This window comes from Paenibacillus turicensis (assembly GCF_050461185.1).
Classification (GTDB): Bacteria; Bacillota; Bacilli; order Paenibacillales; family Paenibacillaceae; genus Fontibacillus; species Fontibacillus turicensis_A.
In genome coordinates this window covers 153,257-172,338 of the sequence record NZ_JBCMOR010000015.1, presented here as the reverse complement: position 1 = coordinate 172,338, position 19,082 = coordinate 153,257, and the positions used below count along the sequence as shown (strand labels likewise).

17 protein-coding genes are annotated in these 19,082 nt (G+C 40.5%); 13 read left to right on the top strand and 4 right to left on the bottom strand.

Annotated features, from left to right (window positions below; translation table 11 throughout):
* Position 1 precedes the first annotated feature (1 nt).
* From ABE099_RS18260 to ABE099_RS18225, 8 genes are all read left to right on the top strand, one after another.
* Complete coding sequence (locus tag ABE099_RS18260) at positions 2 to 1,360, top strand: glycoside-pentoside-hexuronide (GPH):cation symporter (protein ID WP_430032611.1); 1,359 nt, start codon at positions 2 to 4, stop codon at positions 1,358 to 1,360.
* A 74-nt stretch (positions 1,361 to 1,434) separates the two neighbouring features.
* Positions 1,435 to 1,941: a hypothetical protein gene (locus tag ABE099_RS18255; protein WP_430032609.1), complete on the top strand. Its 507-nt coding sequence runs from the start codon at positions 1,435 to 1,437 to the stop codon at positions 1,939 to 1,941.
* Between the two features lie 225 nt (positions 1,942 to 2,166).
* Positions 2,167 to 2,880 (top strand): beta-glucanase, encoded by a 714-nt coding sequence (gene bglS, locus ABE099_RS18250; RefSeq protein ID WP_430032607.1) that lies wholly within the window; start codon positions 2,167 to 2,169, stop codon positions 2,878 to 2,880.
* A 170-nt stretch (positions 2,881 to 3,050) separates the two neighbouring features.
* Positions 3,051 to 3,833, top strand: a complete 783-nt coding sequence (locus ABE099_RS18245; RefSeq protein WP_430032606.1) for a nitroreductase family protein — start codon at positions 3,051 to 3,053, stop codon at positions 3,831 to 3,833.
* Between the two features lie 498 nt (positions 3,834 to 4,331).
* Positions 4,332 to 4,880 (top strand): pyridoxamine 5'-phosphate oxidase family protein, encoded by a 549-nt coding sequence (locus tag ABE099_RS18240; protein ID WP_430032604.1) that lies wholly within the window; start codon positions 4,332 to 4,334, stop codon positions 4,878 to 4,880.
* Positions 4,881 to 5,143: 263 nt separating this feature from the next.
* Positions 5,144 to 5,413 carry a CD3324 family protein gene (locus tag ABE099_RS18235; RefSeq protein WP_430032602.1) on the top strand — a complete coding sequence of 90 codons (270 nt, stop codon included), beginning with the start codon at positions 5,144 to 5,146 and terminating at the stop codon, positions 5,411 to 5,413.
* A gap of 173 nt (positions 5,414 to 5,586) precedes the next feature.
* Positions 5,587 to 6,621 carry a phosphotransferase enzyme family protein gene (locus ABE099_RS18230; RefSeq protein ID WP_430032600.1) on the top strand — a complete coding sequence of 345 codons (1,035 nt, stop codon included), beginning with the start codon at positions 5,587 to 5,589 and terminating at the stop codon, positions 6,619 to 6,621.
* 24 nt (positions 6,622 to 6,645) lie between these two features.
* Positions 6,646 to 6,855 (top strand): hypothetical protein, encoded by a 210-nt coding sequence (locus tag ABE099_RS18225; protein WP_430032598.1) that lies wholly within the window; start codon positions 6,646 to 6,648, stop codon positions 6,853 to 6,855.
* Between the two features lie 38 nt (positions 6,856 to 6,893).
* On the opposite strand, the gene ABE099_RS18220 is transcribed toward ABE099_RS18225, so the two are convergent.
* Together ABE099_RS18220 and ABE099_RS18215 are read right to left on the bottom strand one after the other, a co-directional pair.
* Positions 6,894 to 7,970, bottom strand: a complete 1,077-nt coding sequence (locus ABE099_RS18220; RefSeq protein WP_430032596.1) for a glycosyltransferase family 4 protein — start codon at positions 7,968 to 7,970, stop codon at positions 6,894 to 6,896.
* On the bottom strand, positions 7,967 to 9,193 hold the full coding sequence (locus ABE099_RS18215) for a glycosyltransferase family 2 protein (protein ID WP_430032594.1): 1,227 nt from the start codon (positions 9,191 to 9,193) through the stop codon (positions 7,967 to 7,969). Before ABE099_RS18215 ends, ABE099_RS18220 begins: the two co-directional genes overlap by 4 nt.
* A 165-nt stretch (positions 9,194 to 9,358) precedes the next feature.
* Here ABE099_RS18215 and ABE099_RS18210 point away from each other — a divergent pair, with 165 nt between their 5' ends.
* Positions 9,359 to 9,739, top strand: coding sequence for a hypothetical protein (locus ABE099_RS18210; RefSeq protein WP_430032592.1), 381 nt, complete (start codon positions 9,359 to 9,361; stop codon positions 9,737 to 9,739).
* 72 nt (positions 9,740 to 9,811) lie between these two features.
* On the opposite strand, the gene ABE099_RS18205 is transcribed toward ABE099_RS18210, so the two are convergent.
* The gene (locus ABE099_RS18205) at positions 9,812 to 11,062 is read right to left on the bottom strand and encodes a sialidase family protein (RefSeq protein WP_430032590.1); all 1,251 of its coding nucleotides are present in this window, start codon (positions 11,060 to 11,062) and stop codon (positions 9,812 to 9,814) included.
* A gap of 177 nt (positions 11,063 to 11,239) precedes the next feature.
* Here ABE099_RS18205 and ABE099_RS18200 point away from each other — a divergent pair, with 177 nt between their 5' ends.
* The 3 genes from ABE099_RS18200 (at position 11,240) to ABE099_RS18190 (ending at position 16,215) form a co-directional block, all read left to right on the top strand.
* Positions 11,240 to 12,007: an AAC(3) family N-acetyltransferase gene (locus ABE099_RS18200; RefSeq protein ID WP_430032588.1), complete on the top strand. Its 768-nt coding sequence runs from the start codon at positions 11,240 to 11,242 to the stop codon at positions 12,005 to 12,007.
* 111 nt (positions 12,008 to 12,118) lie between these two features.
* Positions 12,119 to 13,036, top strand: coding sequence for an HPr(Ser) kinase/phosphatase (gene hprK / locus ABE099_RS18195; RefSeq protein ID WP_430032586.1), 918 nt, complete (start codon positions 12,119 to 12,121; stop codon positions 13,034 to 13,036).
* A gap of 92 nt (positions 13,037 to 13,128) precedes the next feature.
* Positions 13,129 to 16,215, top strand: a complete 3,087-nt coding sequence (locus ABE099_RS18190; protein ID WP_430032584.1) for a glycoside hydrolase family 3 C-terminal domain-containing protein — start codon at positions 13,129 to 13,131, stop codon at positions 16,213 to 16,215.
* Between the two features lie 100 nt (positions 16,216 to 16,315).
* On the opposite strand, the gene ABE099_RS18185 is transcribed toward ABE099_RS18190, so the two are convergent.
* A complete protein-coding gene (locus tag ABE099_RS18185; RefSeq protein ID WP_430032582.1) occupies positions 16,316 to 18,004 on the bottom strand; it encodes a methyl-accepting chemotaxis protein in 1,689 nt (562 codons plus the stop codon).
* A 171-nt stretch (positions 18,005 to 18,175) separates the two neighbouring features.
* Between ABE099_RS18185 and ABE099_RS18180 the strand changes: the two genes are divergently transcribed.
* On the top strand, positions 18,176 to 18,955 hold the full coding sequence (locus ABE099_RS18180) for an SMI1/KNR4 family protein (RefSeq protein ID WP_430032580.1): 780 nt from the start codon (positions 18,176 to 18,178) through the stop codon (positions 18,953 to 18,955).
* Positions 18,956 to 19,082 lie beyond the last annotated feature (127 nt).

Genomic DNA, 19,082 nt, shown 5'->3' with positions numbered 1-19,082 from the left:
GATGGCAGCTAGAGAAGAATCGAATCAAAAGTTATCGTTATTGGAAAAGGTTAGCTATGGTTTAGGCGATACAGCGTCAAACTTAATTTATGCTGTTGTAACGACATATCTGACGTACTATTTTACAGATGTATACGGAATTGGCGCAGCAGCGGTAGGTACACTATTGCTAGTGGCACGCCTTGTTGATATGATAGATAGCCCAATTTTTGGCATCCTGATCGATAAAACAAATACGCGTTGGGGGAAATCACGTCCTTGGATTTTATGGTCCTGCTTTCCGTTTGCGATCGTTACCACGTTGTTGTTTATGGGACCTGAATTAAGTGCCTCGGGCAAACTAGCATATGCTTATATTTTTTATATTGCATCTAATGTGTTATATACGGCAGTCAACAACCCGCTAACGACACTGCTTCCGAGTCTAACAAGCGACATACAGGAAAGAACAGTCGCGAATAGCTTCCGTATGTTTGGTGGACAATTTGGTGGTTTGTTGGTTAATCTTACGTTGTTGCCGCTGGTTGCCTTTTTTGGGCAAGGGGATCAGCAAAAAGGCTTTTTTCATACGATGATCTTGTTTGGTATTATTGGACTGGTGATGTTTCTCATTACGTTCTTTAATACGAGAGAGCGTGTGCAGGACAAATCTGGGGGGAAATCGCTCCCTGTAAAGGAAAGTATCAAAGCGATTAAGGGGAATAAGCCATGGTTTGCAGGGGTATTGGTTGGCGTTGTGTTTTTTATTTTGTATGTGATTAAGCTGTCTTCGGGTATTTATTATATTACTTACAATTTGAATCAGCCAGATATGGTGACTACAGTGAACACACTGGGTTCGCTTACGTTAGTTGGGATTATTTTTGTTCCTATTTTATCTAGATCCTTTAGTAAGAAAACATTAATGATTGTGGGTATGGCGGTATGTATGCTTGGACAATTGACGATCTATTTGGGCGGACAAAATAACTTCATGTTGCTGACGGGAACCGTGATCGGAGCTATCGGTTTAGGTTTACCTGTTGGGCTGTTGTTTGCTTTAATTGCGGATACCGTAGATTATGGGGAATGGAAATCGGGCGTACGTGCACAAGGCTTGCTAGCTTCAACTGCCTCGGGGATTGCAATTAAATTAGGTTCCGGTCTTGGTGGTGCAATTCCAGCTTGGTTGCTAGCCTCTGGTGGTTATGTGGCGAATCAGACACAAATCCCGTCCGCACTTCATATGATTGAGCTAAGCTTTATTTGGATTCCAATTGCGTTATGTCTATTATCGATTTTGATTTTAGTCACGATGTACAAATGGGAGAAGCCACATGATGAAATTGTGGCAGAGTTGGAAATCAGAAGAGTACAATAAAAGCAATTCGCACAAGCAGTCAGCATCCTAGTCACGTACACTGAATTATAATCAGTATGCGAGGTGAGACATGCATGGCACAATCCGAGGTAATTCGGGCAAAAGCGAGACAGCTTCAAGGTCAACCCGTTCGTGTCACGTTGCATAATGGGGAGACGTATATTGGCTACATTGCAAATTGTTATGACAAAGGTGTAGTGCTGGCAGGGGTGGCTTCCCCTGTTCCTTCAAGTAGCGGGAAGAAAACTCACTCCAAAAATAAAAAGGGGAAGACACGCAGGCAAGCTGGTTCACGCTCTAGGGGCTCAAGTACTTCCAGATTGCCAAAGTCGTCAAAGTCACCATATTCATTACGAACTCGTAAAAAAGAAGCGCAGGTATCTGCATTGTTCCCAATGCTTGGCTCGTTATTTGGTGGATTCGGCGGTCTTAGTGGAGGTTTAAAACTATTTGGGATGATACAAAGGGTTTTTCCAGTAATTAAAATGGGCTATGGAATGATCAAATCAATTTCTCCATTTGTAGGCGCAGTAAAAGGTTTGATGGCACCAGCAACAGTAGAAGCCACAGATGCTGATTAATTAGACTACTAGTAAGCTAGAAACCCCCTTCACAAAGGGGGTTGTTTGTGTTTAAACAAGGTCTAATGATAGTTTGTACCTTAATAAATACTCTGTTTCAGATAAAGTCTTGTCTAGCTAATATCGCAACATCAGATACAATGAAAATACCAAGTATGGAAGCGCTTTACATCTGAGGTGAATGGACATGATACATGTTTGGTCAATTTCAAATGGAGGTGCAAAATGAAGAAAAAATCTTGGTTTACTTTAGTTACAGCAAGCATGGTATCCTTATTTTTTGCGGTTAATGTCTCAGCAGGGTATGTTTTGTGGGAACCACTCACCTACTTTAACCCCAATACATGGCATAAAGCAGACGGCTACACCAATGGTAATCCATTTAATTGTACTTGGCGTGCCAAAAATATTACATTTACGAATGATGGCAAGATGAGACTTGCTCTGACAAGCCCTAGTTATAATAAATTTGATGGTGCAGAGTATAGAAGTAACGATACGTATGAATACGGCCTATATGAGGTGAGTATGAAGCCAGCTAAAAATACGGGCATTGTTTCATCCTTTTTTACGTATACCGGACCTGCACATGGTACACAATGGGACGAGATTGATATTGAGTTTTTAGGTAAAGATACGCGTAAAGTTCAATTTAACTATTATACCAACGGTGTGGGTGGGCATGAGAAGGTGATTGATCTAGGCTTTGATGCCTCTCAAGGCTTCCACACGTATGCATTTGATTGGCAGCCTGGTTATATCAAATGGTATGTAGATGGTGTACTGAAGCATACAGCAACTCAAAACATCCCGAAAACACCTGGCATGATTATGATGAATATTTGGAATGGGATTGGTGTGGATGACTGGTTAGGTCCATATAATGGCGTGAACCCGCTTTATGCTGAATATGATTGGGTTAAATATACGAGTAATTAATCTCTTTATATGAGCTGTTAATGTGAAGCTGAAAATGAAAAGAAGATAAGTGCTGTTAGGCTGTCGAGAGAAATCTCGATGGCCTTTTCTAATTTAGTTAGACATCAGTTTTAACGTTTTGATAAAATAAGAGCATATATTTTGGATACTTTTTTGAAGGGGTGGCTGCTTTGGATTTTAATGACGTCATACATGGACATAAATCTATACGAGAATATCAAGATAAGGAAGTTAGCCAAGAGCTACTAGAGCAAATACTAGATGCAGGTATCCGCGCCTCTTCAAGTGGCAACATGCAGTCCTACTCTATTGTCGTAACAAGAGATAAAGAGCTTCGCAAGAAGCTATACTCCGCACATATGGAGCAATCCATGGTAGTAGATGCACCGGTACTACTAACCTTTTGTGCAGACTTTAATCGAATGAGAAAGTGGTTAGCACTAGAGGATGCACCGCTACAATTTGATAATTTCATGAGCTTTATGATTGGCGCAATAGATGCGACCTTGGTGTCACAAAACTGCGCATTGGCTGCCGAAAATGCTGGATTAGGTATATGCTACATGGGATCAACGCTTGCCAACTGTGATCAAATTGGACAATTGTTAAATTTACCAGCTAATGTTGTGCCAGTCGTCGGTTATTCCTTAGGTTATCCTGCGGAAACTCCTGCCTTGCGTGATCGTTTACCCAAGCATGGGATTGTACATTATGAACAATATCAGGATTATTCTGATGAAGATATTAGAGAAATTTATCGGGAACGTAATGAAAAGGGCTGGCAACGATACATGGATGTCCCTAAACTTAAGCAAATGACAGAACAATTAGGTTTAAAAAATCTTGCTCAAATTTATACGATAGCTAAATATACAAAGGAATCCCATCTTGAATTTTCCCAAACTGTATTGAACTATTTAAAGAAGCAAAATTTTATGAACAATGGAGAATAAACATAATTTATACTAGACTAGCTAAGCTATCTATGAAATTCTGATTAGAATTTTAATAGATGGCTTATTTTTTGTAAATTAAGAAGAATCACATAATGCTGTGAACAATGGCACTGTACTAATTCAGATTATGTGAAATAATTCTCAATATAAAGTTTTATATTACACAATAAGTGATTAGAAATTGATAATTAGTTGGAAATCATTAATTTAATTGAACTATCATATGGATTTGGATCTGAATTAGTCTTGCCGTGCAGTGGAGATGTCGCTGTACGGTCTTTTATTGTTTTGCGCAACATGAACCAGTAGCTGTCTGAATATGAATCCCACGTTCCAATGATAAATAGCGGAGATTGTTACTTTTTATTTAGAAACACTGTGTTTATGGATTGGATCTTTTCTTGATCTTTGGATATTTCAACCCAATCCATTCATTGCTATACTACCGTAATAAAGCCACTATATGCAATGTTGGTTGAGAGGAGCGGTTTGTAAATGCAATCAGTTCGTTATAAAAGTAGAGAATGTCTAGATCAGGAGAAAATTGAAAGCTTTCTTAAGCAGTCAAGAATTGGCTATCTGGGATTAGCAGATGGGAACCTGCCTTACGTTGTCCCGTTAAACTATGTTTGGGCGGAAGGAACGCTTTATTTTCATGGCGCTAGTAATGGTAGACGTAACGAGATTATGAGTGAAAATGCAGAGGTGTGTTTTACCGTGTGCCAAGAATATGGTACGATCACGGACCCCGTACCGGCTAAAACAGATACCGCTTATATGAGTGTGATGATTTTTGGAAAAGCAGAGCCCATTACAGATTTGGATGAGGCGACCTTCATGCTTCAAGAGTTAATCAACAAGTATGTTCCGGGTTATTATAATCGTCCATTGTCCAAACAACATGTAGATAAATATCGCTCCGCTGTTTTTGGTGGACCGGTCAAGGTTTATCGTGTGATTCCGTCTCAGATAACTGCAAAAGAAAGTGGAGTCGAAGAGGATAAAATGTATGATAAAGTGATGAGCGAAAAAACTAATTTATAGTGGGCGGTTGAACTTCCCTTCTCATTGTAATAAGGTAAGCTTAAATATAACGTGGTTTTAACAAGGAAGGAGCGCATTATGATTAGAATAATGGCAAGTTTTAAAATTAGCTCTATGCGAAGCAGGAACTACGAACGAGGCGGTAGTTGCATAGAGCAGTTTCATTTCTCCGCCTAATCACTTCATCGAAAATTTTGATTAAACGTTTGTAGCTACAGCTTCGCACCCTTAATTATGAATTTAATTATTAAGGAGCGAGCACAATGAAGTATCGTAATGCAGACGAAATTTTACCCAAGGAATTGCTAGCACAAATACAAACTTATTATGACGGGGGTCTAGTTTATATTCCTAAATTAGATAAGGTACGTAAGAAATGGGGCGAAAAATCGGGTAGTCGGCAGTGGCTGATTAGACGAAACCAGGAAATTCAGCGACGTTTTTCTAATGGTGAACCCATTGAATACTTAGCCGAGCGCTTTTATTTATCCTCTAGTAGTATTAAAAAAATTGTTTATACTAAAAGTCAGTGAGTAATGAAGCTTACAAAATATCCATCAAAGGGATGATTTTAGACCCCAGTTGGTTTTTGTAGGCTTTTTATTATATTTTTTTGGATAAAAAAGAAGTTAACTCATTTTGGGTATATCACTTCCATTCTGCCCTTTCTATACTAAATGTAATAAGAGTGAATGGAGGAATTATAGTGGTAGAGCGGGAGCAGCTTATAAAGCTTGCTGATAAGTTAATAGTGAATATTTTACAAAAATATAAGCTAGATGGTGCACATGTACAGTTTATTCAATTTTCAGAGTCGATTACATACAAAGTCCAGACGTTGGCAGGACAAGCTTATTTATTGCGATTTCATTTAGAGCCAATGAGGGAAGCAGAAATAGAAGCAGAGCTTCATATTTTACGTGTTCTAGGTGAGTTAAATAATCCTAATCATTTGGTTGTACCCAAAGCATTAATGAATGAAGAAGGACATTTGGTTACACATATTCATACAGATGAAGGGTGGAGCCCTTTGGTCACAATGATGCAATGGGTAGAGGGGGAGCCTATAGAACAGGAGCTAAGTGATCGTCAGATTTTCAAAATGGGTGAATGGTTAGCCACTGTGCATGAGGCAATGAAGAAGGCTGAGGTTGTGGTTGAAGCCAATATGCTATTAGCAAGACCTACATGGGGAATCGCTAGCTTTAGACAAGCAATGGAAAAGTTAGGACAATACTATAAACATTTTTTAACTGTAGGCGAGTGGTCGCAATACCAAACAGTAGGGGAAAAAATTATATCGCGTTTAGGAGAATTAGAAAATATGAATCTAAACTCCAATTCGGACTCCTTTGGACTTATTCATGGTGACGTCCATCTTGGAAACTTTATTGTTCATGGTGATCAGCCTTATTTAATTGACTTTGCAAGGTGTGGGTATGGTTACTATTTATATGATGTGGCTGGTGTAATGTTAGGACTGTCACCTGAGCAACGAAAGGTTTTTATAGAGGGATATGAGAAAGGCTGTAGCCTACCCACCAACTATGTTTCCCATATCGAATGCTTTTTTGTAATGCATATCATCGAAAATGGTGCTCACCACTGCACGAACCCCAATGAAATTCAAGGTATGTTGGATCAACAGCCCTATGCTTTAGCCTATATCAACAGTTTTTTGGAGGGGAAATCGTTTTTGTATCAGAGTATTACGCCTGTTCAAATAGAGGAAAAGAGTTAGCACTTTTTTGAGGGAGGATTTGAAATGGTGGCGACAACGGTTCAAGTTACGTTAACTGATAAAACGAATTGTCATATTATTAAAAATATGATTGGACAAAAATTTTGGGAAAAGACAATAGCTCAGCATACAAATGGAAGCTTTGTTAAACAAATTGCTTTAACCCATGATGGGGATAAGCTTATATTTTCATTTTGTAATCATCCATCCACTTGGAATCCACTCATGCAGTAAAGCACCGCACGCACTTTCCAGCGCGCGGTGCAAAGGATTTAACGACCTTGTTGTAGCTCTTTCAACATTTGAATGAACGTTTGTGCGTATAACGCTTTTGAGAAATGTTTTTTAATATGCTGTTCGGCAAAAGTAATCATTCGATTTCGCAAATTTTTATCTGCTAAAAGGGAGATGGCTTCTTTTTTCATCGTTATTTTGGAGTTGTGATCATAAAATTTCCCCGTTTTATTATGGAAAATAAATCTTCTTACCCCACCTGAATCTGTCGACAAAACTGGGCAACGACAAATCATCGCTTCGGCAACGGCATAACCAAAGCCTTCATGAGTTGAGGATGACAATAGAAAACCACCTGAGTCTCCAATTATACTTAAATAATCTGCCATCAATTCATGAGGTGTATTGGAGTAACGAATGACACGGTTTTTTAATGTAGGATGGGAATCTAAGATCTGATTGTATTGATCAAGCTCTTTTGGATCTGCCATTGTGTTATCATCAAATAACCATAAGTATAATTCAGGATATAGTGGAAGCAGCTCTGTTCCTAGCATTAAAAAGTCACGCACATTTTTATTCTTTTGAAGACGTCCCACCCAACCTATAATGGGGTAAGGCTTTTTGGGGTAAGCAGTATAACTAAAATTGTCCCAATCCAAAGGATCATCGAAGCTGTATTGGTGGATGGCTCCATAATTTAATTTCATTAGTGTTCTTAACCGTTCATCCTTCGGGTACATAATGGCGTTAACAGTATTATGAATTTCCTCTCTTGTAGCTGGAGTCAATAATAAATTTTCCTCGTGAGGACCAAGGCCTTGTAGCTCGAAAATGAGCAGACCTCTATAGCCCCGATTTCTAATCTCGGTGAGCAGCCACATATCTGAGCATACAACAATGACATCGTAGTTTTCACGGTGGATGATTTCCATCATCGCTTGGTGGTCATTGGTAATAAAGGTTTTAATATTTCTAATGTTGTGCTTGCCTTGGCCATCAAACTTATATAAGAGGTGTGTTTCAACACCATGCTCCGTTAATGCTTTACTCCGTATTCGATTTAATGTTTCCATTCCTCCACTAGGATTAAAGAAAATAAACAAGAGCTTCATAGCTTGTCACCTAGCTTTATCATTTTTTCCTCAAGGAAATATATTAATTTAGGTGTGCGAAATAATTCATTTGTTTGCATTGGGGCTAGGATATGTTCATTTCTGTATCCAATTGCACGGTTCTCTTTATTGTAGTAGGTAGACCAAATAGTTCCGTCTGCTCTTCTAAGCTCGTCATATAACACTTGTGTGTTCATAACATAATCAAAAGGGTTCAGGTCAAGCAGCATGGTGTAAGGCGTATTGATCTTTTTAGCTGTATATAGGGCAGCGGTGGTTTTATTCCAGTTAGGTAGCCACTCAAACATCGTACAAGGGTGGGGAATCTGCTGTAAAGTCGAAGTCACCTGGTAGTTGTCAGAGAGGTCGATAACGTGGCATATATAATTACTGAACACTTGTTCATACAGATCTTCAATGCGGGCTACTGCTTCAGTGGTTGCCTCAGAAAGTATAAACAAAAAGGTGATTTCTATCGGAATTCCTCTACGCACCCTAGTATTATGTCTTGTAAGATGATAAGCATGTCGCCACTTTCGATGTGCCTCGACAGATTTAAGCTGTGAAGAGACGCTAAAGGTTGAATCTACCCGATAATCCATGAGCTCGATTGGAATATATTTAATCTCACAAAAATCAGTAAGCTTGAGCCAATAATCATAATCTTCGATGGGGGCTAGGCTGTATCCACCTGCGACCATTTTTGCATACTTCGCTTTATACATAAAAGATACACCGATGATTGAGGAATCAAGTAAAGCTTCCTTAGGCTTACCTTGAAAGTTACGCAAAGCAGCAAGTGCATGCTCGTCATGAAGAGGTTGATTATGGTTGTCTATGGACTGAAATGAACTATACACAATGCCTAGCTCATCAGGTCCATTCTTAAGTGCCGTATACATAATTTCTAAAAATAAAGGTCTATATACGTTATCACTAGAAACCCAAGTCAAAAATTCAATGTTATTATCCTTATACAGCTCTGCAAATCCTATATTCAGGGCATGGGGTACACCTTGATTCCTTTCATAACTAATGATATTTACTCGGTGATCGTCTCCTATAATGCTTCGAATCAGTGGCTCCATCTCGGGTGCCCCATCAATGACAATCATGAATTTAAATTGTTGAAAAGTTTGGTTAAGTACGGATTGTAGAGCTGCCTCCAGAAATTCAGGTTTTTGCTTATAGACAGGCATAACGATTCCTAAATCGACCACCATATTCACCACTTCCATTAAGAGTATTAATTATAGTGTATTCGTCATTTTTTTTACTGCCTGTGCATATACCTTTTCCCCATTCTTTTAAAACAATTATATTAATCCAATCGTCCTTGATAGATTCAACATAATATACATTATTCATGGTGAGGGGAGGAAGCAGGCATGCCATTAACGACAGGGTTAATTACGAATACACGTGACTTTGGTACAGCAGCTACTAACGTGGTTGTGAACTTGGTGAATGAAAATATTACCGCAGGTGCTAGTGTTGAAGTGAGAATATTTTATGTGCTTGAACCAGAAGTAAAAATTCCACTTTATGTTGCAGGTATAACATTAGCAGCGAACTCTATTGCAAGACGTCTCTTTTTTGTTTCTGGTGTATTTGCTTATGAAGTTCAATTTGCAATAACAGAACCCGTGGCTGGAGAGGTTGTTGTGTCCACATTTGGCTTAGATGCATTTGGGAATTTGGTGCAGGAGCAGGGAATATTGCACGAGGAAATGCACACGATTACCAATCTTACTCCAACTGGTATTTAGTTGCTATATATCCAAGCTGAAAAAAGTAAGGTGGCGAAGTTTTTAGGCGTCACCTTACTTTTATGTGTCCAATTAAACAACGGGATCAGTATTAAATCCACTAAATATCGTCTGTGAGCCTGTAATTGTGTCCGTCCACACGCCAATATAACCATATGGTGTTACTGATTTGATATCGATATAATCTCCAATGAGCGTGACAGGCGTTGGGCTGCCTTCATTTGGATCAAAGGATTGCTGTGTCACTCGTTGATTAAAGAATGTCAGTCCTCCATCAATCGATCTTGCGGTGAATACATCTAGTAGAAAACCATCAATCCGATTTGTATAATAAATGACATTTACGACGCCTGCGAGCGGATCAACATCAATGGCGGGAAAGAAGTTTTGGGAACCAGCCGGTGCGCCTGTAATCGGTTGTGGTGTTGACCACGTTAGCCCCTGATCGTTAGATCGAGAAAGAAAAATATCTGAATAGCCTAACCTATAGTCCTGCCACACCGCGTAAACCCTCCCACTTGTGCTCAGTGTTGTTCGATCCACGCTGAGGTTAGGGAATGTCAATACTCTAAAGCCATATCCCGTTACTGGAAGTACAGTTGGAACGAGGACAACATTTGAGATGAGAGAAGCGTTTGAGAAGGAGGCTCCTCCGTTGGTTGAGGACCGTATCTGAAAACGAGTAGAGGGTGCATTGGTATTAATCCAACCACCATAGACGATGCCGGTTAGGCTTATGGTAACTGCTGGTCGTTCCACAATATCCAGTGGATCAGACATGAGAGTTGGTTGCATCCAAGTTGCTCCATTATCTATGGAGCGGTATAACATAAATGTAGATCTTGAATTTGCAGTAATGTTAAATTGGTGATTACAGCCCATATACGTATTACCTAAAAATGGACTAGACTGAGACGTATCGATTTCAATGATAGGCTCATCATTGTTAATATATTCACCATATCCAGGTGCTACGATGATCGGGGGTTGATAATTAAAGCCATTATCAAATGAACGATATACTACGGTTGTTCCATTTAATCCATTTGATGCAAACACATGTGCTGCAATAAAAAAATTGGTCGGATAACCATAAGCAACATAAGGGGCCTCCGCGCCAGCAAAGCCAGTGGGTAGAGGTAAAATTGTAATTGTCCAAGTCGCACCTCCATCTAGTGATTGGTAGGCTCCAATCATAGGAACTGTACCAACAATATAGACGGAGGTGGCCACCATAATATTTGGACTTAGTAGATTAACAGCGATACTTGGTTCAAATTTTGGAGGGCCACTTGGTGTAATCTGAAAGTTAAAGATAGGCATTTTACTTCCCCTTTCGCCAATATTTCCAATATCATACGCAAAAGGAAGTAGAGTAGTATGTATGTTTTGGAAACAAAAACCAAATCCTAGTACCACTTTGACAAATGTAGTAACCATGGTAGCATTGGCTCTATAGTCTTTTTATATCAATATACAGATTAGAAAGGGAGCTATGTTATGCATACAAAAGATAGTTTATTTCATCAATTTGAACAATTAGGGATTGACCAGGAAGGTACACTTCTCATTCATTCCTCTATGAAAAGCTTAGGTGAAGTAGAGGGCGGTGCGGATACTGTATTAGATGTTTTCACGCAGTATATGAAGGATGGACTTCTGGTCTTGCCTACGCATACATGGTCTTATATTAAAGCTGATAATCCTAAATTTTCTGTAACAGATTCACCATCTTGTATCGGTATTTTGCCAGAGTTGTTTCGCAAACGTCCCGGTGTTATTCGTTCTTGGCATCCAACTCACTCTGTGGCGGCATTAGGAAAAGACGCCGCAGACTTTACAAAGGACGATCATAAATTTGATACTCCTTGTGCGCGGGGCTCATCGTGGGGTAAATTACTGGACCGCAAAGCGACCATTTTATTGATTGGTGTGGATTTGAAGCGGAATACGTTTATCCATGGAGTCGAAGAATGGGTAGATATCCAAGGGAGAATGACAGATGGGCATGAGCAGCTCATTACCATTTTACCCGATGGGACGGAAATTGAAGTGCCTTCACGCAGACATTGTGGGCTTTCTTGGTCAGAGCATTTTTGGAAGGTGGAGGATGTGCTGATTGAGAAGGGAGCGATGTACATCGGCAAGCTAGGTGATGCAGAGGTACGTGTGTGTGATGCTGAAGCGATAGCTACGATTATTACGGAGATGTTAAGAGAAAATCCAGATTTATTTTCAGACAATCTTCCGCTTGCAACAGGAGAATAAACTCTTATAACGAATACACGTACGTAGAAAGAAGCATTTTAGAATCACCATCATGATTACGTGTGTTCTTCCTCATGCTATCATATAATTAGAAAAAGGAGGGAAAACAGCATGAAGACGATTACAGTCCGAAAAATAATTGATAAATTTCACTTAGAGGTACTATCAGGAGATAACTGTTTAGAACGGGAAATTGACCGTCCTCGTACACATCGCCCAGGGCTAGAGTTTGTTGGGTATTTTGACTTTTTTCCAACGAATCGTGTACAGGTGTTAGGACGTAAAGAAATTAATTATTTGCTCTCGTTAACTGTTGAGGAACGTAAACATCATATCGGCAACATAGTGAAATATCGCCCACCTTGCTTTATTGTAACGTCTGGACAACAAGAGATCCCTTTTTTGACCTTATTTTGCAATGAGGAGGGTATCCCTCTTTTACGTACCAACGAAACAACAACGGAGTTTATTGCTAAATTAGACAGCTACTTAGTTAAGGCACTTGCGCCAGAGATATCGATTCATGGTGTCTGTGTAAACGTATCTGGAATCGGCATCTTGTTACGAGGGAAATCAGGCATTGGGAAAAGTGAGACTGCACATACACTCATAAGGCGTGGGCACCGCTTTGTAGCAGATGATATTGTCGTGCTGAAAAAGCTAGGACCTACCACGCTCCTTGGCTCACATAACGAGACTACACGTGAGTTTTTGGCGTTACGCAGTATTGGCTTGATTAATGTGGTGCGTCAATATGGACGTCGAGCTTTTCAGGATGAGACACGAATCGTGCTTGATATTGAACTTGCGCCTTGGCGTGAGGATGCTTTAAATAATGAACTTGAGGTTGAGCCTCAATTTAGAGAATATTTAGGTGTAAAAATTCCGCATATTGAAGTCCAGCTCCAGCCAGGTCGTGATGTGGCAGGCTTAATCGAAGCCGCGGCAAATAATTGGTATTTGAAACAGCTTGGCTATAGTGCTGCTGAGGAGTTTATGGAGCGGATTAACAGTGAGTTTAATTCATAGGTGAAAACGCCTCTAATTTTTCGGGTAGCATGAACTAGTGATCTATTTTAAAATACGACATGAGGGCATCTACCCGAAGGAGGTTACATATTGTGAGTTCAGATACAAATAACAATACAAATACAAATGCATATCCATTTCAAAATCCTGCTCTACCGCTTGAAGACAGGGTAAATGATCTAGTGTCCCGTTTTACACTTGAGGAAAAAGTGGGACTGATGTTACAATATCAAATCGCCGTGGAACGGCTTGGCGTAAAAGCGTACAAACATGGCACAGAGGCGGCACATGGCGTAGCGTGGTTGGGTGAAGCCACAGGGTATCCACAGCCGATTGGACTTGGATGTACATGGGATACCGAACTGATGCAACGGGTTGGCAGTGCAATAGGTGATGAGGCACGGGGTTTTTATAAGCGTAATCCTGAGGTGAATGGGCTTACCTTGTGGGCGCCTACTGTAGATATGGAGCGTGACCCTCGCTGGGGGCGTACAGAAGAAGCCTATGGCGAAGACCCTGTATTGACAGGCAAATTATCCTCTGCATTAGTACAAGGTATTCAGGGAAACCACCCGAAATATATGAAAGCGGTTGCGACATTAAAGCACTTTATCGCTAACAATAATGAAATTGGACGTGGGGATGCTTCGGTTAGCATTGATCCCCGTAATTTGCGTGAATATTATTTGAAAGCGTTTGAAATCCCGTTTAAAGAGGGTGGCGCTCAGTCGATGATGACCGCGTACAATGCGATTAATGGCATTCCCGCTAACCTCAGCCCTGATGTAAAGGGGGTCGTGAAGCAAGAGTGGGGTATGGGCGGCTTTGTCGTTAGTGATGCCTATGACGTATCAGGTACGGTACGTGATCATGGCTATTTGACTTCCTATAAGGAAGCTGTTGCTCGGTCAATACGCGAAGGTGGAATTGATAGCCTTACCGATGATGGCGAGCTGATGAAGCAATCGTTACGTGAAGCTCTTGCGGAAGGTTTATTAACGGAGGATGACTTGGATGACGCACTACGGAACACATTTCGGGTTCGCTTCCGCCTAGGTGAGTTTGATCCAGCATCTCATAATCCGTACGCAAGCATAGATGAATCTATTATTATGCATCCTGATCATGCCAAGCTTTCACGCGAAGTCGCTGGCAAGGCGGTTGTATTATTAAAAAATGAAAATAACATGCTACCGTTATCTTCAGAAAAGCTAAAAAAGGTCTCTATCATTGGCCCTCTTGGCAACAATGTGTATCGTGACTGGTATAGTGGGGAGTTACCTTATGCCGTTACGCCACTAGAGGCGATTCAGCAAAGGCTGGGTGTTAATGAGGCAAGCACTGATAAGTATATTAGTACCGATTATGGTAATAAAAAGGTCGTTTCTGCAACGGGGACAGATCGCATTAGGCTCAAATCTACAAGTAACGGTAAATACCTAAAGATACAGCCTAATGATGATGCACAGCTTATTGCAAATGGACAAAATTGTGAGGAAGCGGCAGTATTTGAACTGACTGATTGGGGTTGGGGGAGTCATACGCTCATCGCCGAGCAAAATGGACGATATGTAACGACAGATGATCGTAGTGTTAAGGCGTCTGCGGACCACATCTGGGAATGGTTTACGAAGGAAGTATTTCTCGCACATTCTGTGGATGCAGAGGGAGATAAGATAGAGAGGAAGAGTGGTGAAGGAGATAAGATAGACGAAAAGATTACCTTTTCTACCTGGAATGATGTTCCCGTAACTATTCGTAGCGGTACTGGTGAGGTCGTTGTTGGTAGTGGTGCTGCTGAAGAAACAGCGAATGAGATTAACGTTGCAGGTGCTGCATCTGTTATCAGAGGAGAAGGTGAAATCTCCGCAGAGGTGTTTGAGGTAGAAACGATCACAGATAAATTTGTAGCAGCAAAAGAAGCGGCAAGTGAGGCTGAGGTTGCGATTGTATTTGTAGGTAATCATCCATTAATCAATGGGAAGGAAACGATGGATCGCCCTGATATTACGTTGCCAGAATCACAAGAGCAGCTTATTAAAGAAGTGATGGCCGTGAATCCAAATACGATTGTTGTTGTCATTGGGAGTTATCCATTTGCGATAAATTGGGTAGATGAGCATGTTCCTGCGGTGCTCTATAGCTCTCATGCGGGGCAGGAGCTTGGGAATGCGATTGCAGATGTATTATTTGGTGATGTAAATCCTGCTGGGCGCCTCAATATGACGTGGTATAAGTCGGTGGATCAGCTTCCCGCTTTTATGGACTACGATATTATTAAGGGCGAACGAACGTATCAATATTTTAAAGGCGAAGTGTTGTATCCATTTGGACATGGCTTATCTTATACGAAATTTAGTTATGATTCCATTTCTCTTGATAGGCAACAGTCGGATACTCTTACTATCACTGTATCTCTTACAAACACTGGGAATTGTGATGGGGAAGAGGTTGTGCAGTTATATAGTCATATGGAGCAATCTAGAGTGAAACGCCCATTAAAGCAATTGCTTGCTTTTCGTCGTGTTAAGCTTGTAGCAGGTCAATCGATTGATATCATGTTTACGATTCCCTTACCTGAACTAGCAATATGGGATGTGACACGTGAGCGCTTTTGTATTGAATCAGGTACTTATACTTTTATGGCTGGCTCGTCATCAGCGATTTTGCCCTTACACGTCACTTTTGAGCTAGAAGGTGAAATGAGTGAGGTGATTCCATCACGTGATTTGAGCCAACCTACTAAGGCAATCAACTATGATGACTACGAGGGTGTACAAATTGGGGAGTGTATGGATTCCGAGCATACTAAAAGCATTGCATGTATGGAAGACAGTGAAGCTCTGAATGTAAGAAGTGCAGTGGAGGTGCAGAAGCAAGCGGGATGGATCGCCTTCAAGGATGTTGATTTTGGCGATGGGGTGAGCCAGTTTAAACTGCGTGCTGCAAGTGCACAAGGACAAGCGGTAGCCGTTGAGGTTCGCTTCCAAGGTGTGAATGGGACATTGGTGGGTAAACTGGAGTTTACAGGTACTGGTGTGCAGCAGTGGCAGGATTATGTAATAGATCTAGAATATCTAGAACATATAGTAGAGACTAATGGGGAGTATGGAAGTCAGGACGTTTTTATCGTTATAAATGGATGTGCGGCGATAAGTACGATTCAGTTTTTAGCTTAACGAATAATACAAGATACACGGTACAAATAACTAAAAAACCTTCATCATTCTATGGGTTCAGTCCCTTTAGTAATAAGAGTGATGAAGGTTTTCTTTATATTTATACTTTAAATTTGCCGAGTGCAAGCTGAAGTGCCTGTGAAGTTTGTTCTAGATTCGTTGCGGCTTGTGCAGCTTGCTCAATCCCACTGAGCTGATTGGCATTCGCAGTGACGACATGCTGAGAACCTTTGCTTGTCTGTCGAGCAATATCTGTAATGTTGGTTACTGATGCCGTAATCTCCTGTAGTCCTGCTGACATTTCCTGAGAAGCCGCCGCCATTTCCTCAATTTGCGTAGAGATATTATGGTGAGTGAGGAGAATTTGCTGAAAGCTGTCTTGTGTTTGTTTGGAAATTTGCATGCCAACCTCTGCTTCCTGAACCATTTCCCCCATGGAAGCTACTGAGCGCGACATCCCTTCCTCCATTTGAGTAATGACCTCCGCAATTTTATCTGAAAATTCACCTGACTGCGCAGCTAGCTTTTGCACCTCAGAGGCGACGACTGCAAAACCAAGCCCATGCTCGCCAGCCCTTGCCGCTTCAATGGAGGCATTGAGTGCCAAGAGATTAGTCTGAACGGAAATTTGGCGAAGCATTTTAAGAATTTGAGAGATCTCTTGTGATTTCTCGTTTAGAAGTTGAATGGCTTCATCTGTTTCAAGTACTTTATGGTGAATATGATTCATCTGTCCAACAGTACTAGTGACAAGTTCTTTTCCAGTTTCCGCCTGACCCTTGGAGTATTGGGCAGAATCCGCAATGTCAGCAGCATTTTCTGCGATACGTTGTACACCAATGGTGACTTCCTCCATCGCAATTAAATTTTCAGCTGTGCTTTTTGTTTGCATTTCTGCCCCACTTGATACTTCCTGTATGATTGCCGCAATTTGCTTTGATTGCTGTTCAGATTGTTCTGTAATTTGTAAAATAGCTTTGGTTGCATCTGCCACTTGATCCGCAGATTCCATTCCATGCTGTATAAGCTGTTGCAAATTGCTTTTCATTTGATTATAGCTGCTCACCAGATCACCAATCTCATCATGAATTGGATCTGTGATTGAGGTCGTAAAATCACCTTGACCTGCTTGCTGTAATGCAATCGAGATTTTCCGAATTCTTTTACTCATCAGTGAGATAAATATAATAATTACAACGACAGAAATAACGATAGCAACAATCATTAGGGGTACAAAATATTGAATAAAGGAGCTAATAATAACCTGAATTAAATGTTGGGGTGCTGCTACAGAAGCAATACCAATGGTTTGGCCTTCCTTATTTTTAATAGGCAGATAAGCAGCTTGATATTTTTCACCGACGATATCTGCTTCACCATAATACTCCCCACCCTGATCCAAAACAATTTGAGCGACAGTGGGAGAAACTTTTGTTCCTACCGCACGTTTACCCTCTACCATGACGTTGGTTGAAATACGTTGATCCCCTTGAAAAAATGTGACTATATCGTCTGTCAATTTGCCGATTTCATCCACGATTTCCTCATTATCATTCATTTGAATTGAGCCCTTATAGAGCTTCCCATCTTGAATGGACCAATCCCCAGCATATTTATAGTTGAGGAATTCACTAACAAGCCGGAGATCACTTTTTGCCTTCTCACTTGCAAATGTTTTGATGCCTTGTCCCATTTGCTGAATGACAACAGCAACAATTGCCACAGAAAAAATGAGTAATACGCTAATTACGATAAGACTAATCTTGGTGCCGATGCTTCTCTTTTTCATGGCTAATCACATCTCCAGTTTCTGCAATAAATTAGATGGGGTATTATATTTTATAGATATTATCGGTCTAGCTAGGATCGTAGTTTATCGATTTTAGTAACAAACAACGATCCAATTTATTACAATGGTAATAGGCAATCATACCAACCTAAAAATAGGAGGGATAAGTAGATGGATAGAACTATATTTGAACAAATAGATGATGTTATTGAAAAAATGCAAGCGGTGATCGAACAGGAGTTACAGCAAAATCCTCACTTTTATGCCCAATATCCGATGGAGCTTTTAACGGAGGCCAATTCAAGGGATATTGAGGATGTCACTAAGCGCTGGACATTACCGGAACCTTACGTATATTTTCTCCAGCATTATGTTCCTCAGCGAGTCGGTTGGGCAACGGAGGATTATATCCACCTACATATTTTTGGTGCATCTGAATTGCAAGAGGGTCAAATCGGATATAATTATAATCCTGTAACCCAAGAGGTGATTGAAGATTGGCCTGCGCACTTTTTAGTGATTGCTTCAGATGAAGGTGACCCATATTGCTTGGATTTATCGAGGAAGGATACTGCTGTATATACTGCCTTGCATGGGCAAGGGGAATGGGATTTCTCTATTGCCTATGATAGTTTAGTAGAATTCCTCTATAGTACCCTGTTACCTAGGGGAATTGAGGCGTCTGATCCAACTGAGCTTGCGGATTATAAATACTATAAGTTATGGATTACTGGAGAAGGCACTGATCGAGTTAAGACGCTTTTATTTATAAAAAAGCTTAAAAATTGTAATGTTGCTGAGGCTAGAGCCTATTTAGCAGAGCTACCGTTATTAGTGTTTAAAGGAATTGAGCAGAGAGCCATGCAGATGGAGCAAGAGTTAAAAACTATTAATGCTGATTATAAGATGGAGCAGATTGGTTGGGAGGAGTTTATTAGGGAAGAGGTATAGGAAAGGATAGAAAAGCCTTCTTTATCTCATTTGGTTACGTGTCAGAGGAACTGACCTTATGAGATAAAGAAGGCTGTTTACCTTTTAAGTGGCAGTGTAGTTAGTTATAAGTGCCTTAAAGCTAGCT